This window comes from Actinophytocola sp. (genome assembly GCF_035712165.1).
Classification (GTDB): Bacteria; Actinomycetota; Actinomycetes; order Mycobacteriales; family Pseudonocardiaceae; genus DASYTH01.
The window spans coordinates 1-5,324 of sequence record NZ_DASTBH010000104.1; the positions used below are offsets into that span (position 1 = coordinate 1).

The following is a 5,324-nucleotide window of genomic DNA, read 5'->3' on the forward strand; positions in this document are numbered from 1 at the left end:
CCGTGGATGCACTGGGAGAAAGTGGCCTCCTGATGATCACGATGCGGCCGGCGCCGCCCACCGCGGTCGTGGCGCTCGGCGCGCACTGCGACGACATCGCGATCGGCGCCGGTGCGAGCCTGTACGCGCTGTGCGCCGCCAACCCCCGGATCCGGGTGGACGCCCTGGTGCTCTCCGGCGGCGGCACCCACCGGGAGGACGAGGAGCACGCGGCGCTCGCGGCGTTCTGCCCGGGCGCGGACCTGCGGGTGACCGTGCTCAAGCTGCCGGACGGGCGGCTGCCGGCGCACTGGGACGAGGCCAAGTCCGCGCTGGAGGAACTGCGCGGGCGCACCGACCCGGACCTGCTGCTCGCGCCGAACCGGTTCGACGCGCACCAGGACCATCGCGGTCTGGCCGAACTGGTGCCCACCGTGTTCCGCGACCATCTGGTGCTCGGCTACGAGATCGCCAAGTGGGACGGCGACCTCGGCCGGCCGGCCGGCTACCAGCCGCTGACCGCGGAGCTGGCCGAGACCAAGGTCACCCTGTTGCAACGGCATTACCCCTCGCAGCGACACCGTTCGTGGTTCGACCGGGAGGCGTTCCTCGGGCTGGCGCGGATCCGCGGCATCGAGTGCGGAGCGCGCTACGCCGAGGCGTTCCACGTCAACAAGATCACTTTCGACCTGGCTGGAGACTGAGGCACATGCGCGTGTTGCTGACCGGGCATCAGGGATATCTGGGCACGGTGATGGCGCCGGTGCTCGCCGCGGCGGGCCACGAGGTGACCGGCCTGGACTCCGGCCTGTTCGCTGACTGCGTGCTCGGCCCGGCGCCGCAGGATCCGCCCGGCCACCGGGTCGACCTGCGCGACGTCACCGCCGCACATCTGTCCGATGTGGACGCTGTCGTGCATCTGGCGGCGCTGTCCAACGACCCGCTCGGCTCGCTGGCGCCCGACCTCACCTACGACGTGAACCACCACGCGTCCGTGCGGCTGGCCCGGCTCGCCAAGGACGCCGGCGTCAAGCGGTTCCTCTACGCCTCCACCTGCTCGGTGTACGGCGCGTCCGGCTCGGACGACCTGGTCGGCGAGGACGCCCCGCTGCGCCCGGTGACCCCGTACGCCGAGTCCAAGGTCCGGGTCGAGGACGACCTGGTCGGTCTGGCCGACGACGACTTCACCCCGGTGTCGCTGCGCAACGCGACCGCGTTCGGCTTCTCGCCCCGGCTGCGCGCCGACATCGTGCTGAACAACCTGGTCGGGCACGCCCACTTCGCCGGCGAGGCCCGGGTGCTCTCCGACGGCACGCCGTGGCGTCCCCTGGTGCACGCGCACGACATCGCCACCGCGTTCGCCGCCGTGCTGGCCGCGCCCCGGGAAGCGGTGCACGCCAAGGCGTTCAACGTGGGCATGGAAGAGAACAACCTGACCGTGGCGCAGATCGCGGCCGAGGTGATCGAGGCGGTGCCCGGATCAAAGCTGGTGATCACCGGCGAGGCCGGTGCGGACCCGCGCTCCTACCGGGTCGACTTCTCCCGGATCCGGGCGGCGCTGCCGGACTACCAGGCACAGTGGACGGTCAAGGCCGGCGCGACCGAGCTGGCCGAGGCCTACCAACGGTTCCAGCTCACCCGGCACGCGTTCGACGCGCGGTTCACCCGGCTGGCCCGGCTTTCCGAGCGGCGCACCATGGGCACGCTGGACGACACCCTGCGTCCGGCCGGCTCGGCATGAACGCACTCGACCCCGGGCCGGAGATGCACGCCCTGGTCGAGCGGCTCTATCCGCTGTGCCGCAGCATCACCGGCAACGGGGTGCGCCGCACGCTGGAGATCATCGACGAGTACCTCCCGCTGACCGTGCACGAGGTGCCGACCGGCACCCAGGTGCTGGACTGGACCGTGCCGGCGGAGTGGAACATCGCCGACGCCTACGTCGCCGACCCGGCCGGCAACCGGGTGATCGACTTCCGGGAGTCGAACCTGCACGTGCTCGGCTACAGCGTCCCGGTGGACACCACGATGCCGCTCGCCGAGCTGCGCGCGCACCTGCACACGCTGCCCGAGCAGCCGGACCTGGTGCCGTACCGGACCAGCTACTACGCCCCCGCGTGGGGGTTCTGCCTGGCGCAGAACACGTTGGACGCGCTGCCGGACGGCGACTACCGGGTGGTGATCGACAGCACCCTGGCCGACGGGCACCTGACCTACGGCGAGCACGTCGTCCCCGGCCGGGTCACCGACGAGGTGATCGTCTCCTGCCACGTGTGCCATCCCTCGCTGGCCAACGACAACCTGGCCGGCATCGCGGTGGCGATCCAGCTCGCCACGGCGATCGCCGCGACGGACCCCTGGTACACGTACCGGTTCCTGTTCGCCCCGGGCACCATCGGGGCGATCACCTGGCTGGCCCGCAACGCCGAGCGGATCGACCGGGTCAAGCACGGGCTGGTGCTGGCCTGCGCAGGCGACCGCGGTTCGTTGACCTACAAGCAGAGCCGGCGCGGCGACGCCGAGATCGACCGGGTGCTGCGGCACGTGTTGCGCACCTCCGGCCGGCCGCACACCGAGCTGGAGTTCTCCCCGTACGGCTACGACGAGCGCCAGTTCTGCTCGCCAGGCTTCAACCTCGGGGTCGGTTCGCTGACCCGCACGCCCTACGCGGGCTACCCGGAGTACCACACCTCCGCCGACAACCCGGACTTCGTCTCCGCCGAGTCCATGGTGGACACGCTCGCGGTGTGCCGGGAGGCGTTCGCCGTGCTGGACCGCAACCGCCGCTACGTCAACACCAGCCCGTTCGGCGAGCCGCAGCTCGGCAAGCGCGGTCTGTACGACTCCCTCGGCGGCCGCAGCGACGCCAAACAGGCGCAGCTGGCGATGCTGTGGGTGCTCAACCTTTCCGACGGCGAGCACAGCCTGCTCGACATCGCCGAACGATCCGGTCTGCCGTTCGATGCCGTCGCCGGGGCCGCGGAAGCGCTGCTCGGCGCGGACCTGTTGGTTGCGTGTCCGCAGGACGCGGCCGCCCGCCCCGACCCGGCCACCCGGTCAACTGCCGCGGAAACAAAGGGAGTGACCGGTTGAGTCCTCGTGCACTGCGCGCCATGATGGCCCGGCTCAGCTGGGGCCTGGTGGACCAGGCGGTCTCCAGCCTGACCAACTTCGCCGTGGGGATCTTCGTCGCCCGTGAGCTCGGCCTGCTCGCGTTCGGCATGTTCAGCCTGGCCTGGGTCACCTACAGCGTGATCCTCAACGTGTCCCGGGGGTTGGGCACGGACCCGCTCGTGGTCAGGTTCAGCCGCCGGGCGGACGACGCCTGGCGCGATGCGGTGGCGCGCTCCTCGGGCACGGCGCTGGCGGTCGGGATGGCCGTGGGCGCCCTGTGTCTGCTCGCCGGCATGGCCTATGGCGGCCCGCTCGGTGGGGCGTTCATGGCCCTGGGCGCCATGCTCCCCGGCCTGATGCTGCAGGACAGTTGGCGCTACGCGTTCTTCGCGTCGGGCCAGGGCCGCAAGGCGTGCGTCAACGACCTGGTCTGGGGCCTGGCCATGGTCCCGGCCATGGTGTTGGCCGCCCAGCAGGGAACCGTGGTCGCGTTCGTGCTGGCCTGGGGCCTGGCCGGAACCCTCGCGGCGGCCTACGGGCTGGTGCAGACCCGGATCCTGCCGAGCCTGGCCGGGGCGCGCTCCTGGCTGCGCGACCAGCGTGACCTCGGACCGCGCTACCTGGTGGAGAACCTCAGCAACAGCGGCGCGTCCCAGATCCGGATGTACGCCCTCGGCGCCATCGCCGGGGTCGCCTCGGTGGGTGCGGTGCGCGGCGCCGAGCTGCTGATGGGCCCGTTTCTCGCGGTGATGATGGGGATGTCGCTGGTGACCGTCGCCGAGGCGGCCCGGGTGCTGCGCAATGCGCCGCACCGGTTGCGGCACTTCTGCGTGGTGGTCGGCGGGGTTCAGTTCGGCGGCGCGCTCGCCTGGGGAATCCTGCTGCTGCTGGTGATGCCGGACAGCGTGGGGGAGCTGCTGCTCGGCGCGGTCTGGACCGAGGCCCAGCCACTGATCCTGCCGGCATCGATCGGGGTGGCGTGCGCCGGCCTGATGAACGGTGCCGCCTCCGGGCTGCGTGCGCTCGGCGCCGCGCGCCGCAGCCTGCGTTCCCAACTGGTGTACTCGGCCGCCTACGTGACCGGCGGGGTGACCGGTGCCGTGTACGGCGGCGCGGTCGGCTCGGCCTGGGGCACGGCGACGGCCGTCCTGTTCGGAGCCGCGGTGTGGTGGGTGCAGCTGCGTATCGCCCTGCGCGAGCACGCGGCCGCCCTGGCCGTCCCGACCGCGGCGCGACCCGAAGAAGTGAGGATTCCATGAGCACGACGGTTCCCCGGCTGAGCATCGGGCTGCCCGTGTACAACGGGGAGAACTACCTCGCTCAGTCGATCGAGTCCCTGCTGGCCCAGACCTACCAGGACTTCGAGCTGATCATTTCGGACAACGCCTCCACCGACCGCACCGCCGACATCTGCCGGGACTACGCCGCGCGGGACGCGCGGATCCGCTACATCCGCCAGCCCCACAACATCGGCGCCGCACCGAACCACAACTTCGTGGTGGCAGCGGCCCGGGGCGAGCTGTTCAAGTGGGCGGCGCACGACGACCTGTTCGGCCCGAAGCTGCTGGAGCTGTGCGTCGCGGAGCTCGACCACCACCCGGAGGCCGTGCTCGCGCACGGCTACATGGCCATCGTGGACGAGTCCGGGGAGATCCTCGAACGCTACGACTACACCCTGGCCACGGACTCGCCGCTGGCGCCGGAACGGTTCCGCAGCCTGCTGCGCACCGAGGGCGGCGACGACTTCTACGGCGTGATCCGCACCGACGTGATGCGGCGGATCGCCCCGCACGACAGCTACCACAACGCCGGCCGCAAGCTGGTCGCCGAACTGGCTCTGCACGGCACCTTCCGGCAGGTGCCCGAGCTGTTGTTCTTCCGCCGGGAACACCCCGGCCGCGGCGACCGGCTCGGCTCGGTGCGCGCCGTGTGCCGCAACCTCGATCCGCGCCGCGCCAACCACTCCACCGTCCGGCTGATGAGCGACTACCTGCGGAGCTACTTCACGGCCGTGCACCGCGCGCCGCTCTCGCCGGCAGACCGGCGGCAGTGCTACGGGATGCTGCTGAGCTGGTTGGCCGGGCGCACGGTCACCCGCCCGGCCCAGGAGATCGGCCACCGCCTCAACCCTTTCCCGGCCGGCGCCGGGACCGGGCGGAGGGCGGCGTGATGGCGCGCGGGCGCGACACCGGCCCGGCCCGGGTCGGCCTGTTCGGCATCCTCGGCTCGGG

At 71.8% G+C, this 5,324-nt stretch carries 5 protein-coding genes; all 5 read left to right on the plus strand.

The genetic code is table 11. From position 1 onward, the window contains the following. Nucleotides 1-32: 32 nt before the first annotated feature. The 5 genes from VFO68_RS05390 to VFO68_RS05410 are packed head-to-tail and all read left to right on the plus strand — an operon-like array spanning nucleotide 33 to nucleotide 5,263. A complete protein-coding gene (locus tag VFO68_RS05390) occupies nucleotides 33-683 on the plus strand; it encodes a PIG-L deacetylase family protein (RefSeq protein WP_325157039.1) in 651 nt (216 codons plus the stop codon). Between the two features lie 5 nt (nucleotides 684-688). Beyond that, nucleotides 689-1,720 carry an SDR family oxidoreductase gene (locus VFO68_RS05395; protein WP_325157036.1) on the plus strand — a complete coding sequence of 344 codons (1,032 nt, stop codon included), beginning with the start codon at nucleotides 689-691 and terminating at the stop codon, nucleotides 1,718-1,720. Beyond that, nucleotides 1,717-3,072 (plus strand): DUF4910 domain-containing protein, encoded by a 1,356-nt coding sequence (locus tag VFO68_RS05400; protein ID WP_325157037.1) that lies wholly within the window; start codon nucleotides 1,717-1,719, stop codon nucleotides 3,070-3,072. Before VFO68_RS05395 ends, VFO68_RS05400 begins: the two co-directional genes overlap by 4 nt. Nucleotides 3,073-3,092: 20 nt before the next feature. Then, on the plus strand, nucleotides 3,093-4,352 hold the full coding sequence (locus tag VFO68_RS05405; RefSeq protein ID WP_325157040.1) for a hypothetical protein: 1,260 nt from the start codon (nucleotides 3,093-3,095) through the stop codon (nucleotides 4,350-4,352). Beyond that, nucleotides 4,349-5,263 (plus strand): glycosyltransferase family 2 protein, encoded by a 915-nt coding sequence (locus VFO68_RS05410; protein WP_325157038.1) that lies wholly within the window; start codon nucleotides 4,349-4,351, stop codon nucleotides 5,261-5,263. Before VFO68_RS05405 ends, VFO68_RS05410 begins: the two co-directional genes overlap by 4 nt. Nucleotides 5,264-5,324: the final 61 nt, after the last annotated feature.

What these genes read in the sequence shown, in the direction of transcription:
- VFO68_RS05390 (WP_325157039.1), top strand. Translation starts at nt 33, where the DNA reads ATGATCACGATGCGGCCGGCGCCGCCCACCGCGGTCGTGGCGCTCGGC.
- VFO68_RS05395 (WP_325157036.1), top strand. Translation starts at nt 689, where the DNA reads ATGCGCGTGTTGCTGACCGGGCATCAGGGATATCTGGGCACGGTGATG.
- VFO68_RS05400 (WP_325157037.1), top strand. Translation starts at nt 1,717, where the DNA reads ATGAACGCACTCGACCCCGGGCCGGAGATGCACGCCCTGGTCGAGCGG.
- VFO68_RS05405 (WP_325157040.1), top strand. Translation starts at nt 3,093, where the DNA reads ATGATGGCCCGGCTCAGCTGGGGCCTGGTGGACCAGGCGGTCTCCAGC.
- VFO68_RS05410 (WP_325157038.1), top strand. Translation starts at nt 4,349, where the DNA reads ATGAGCACGACGGTTCCCCGGCTGAGCATCGGGCTGCCCGTGTACAAC.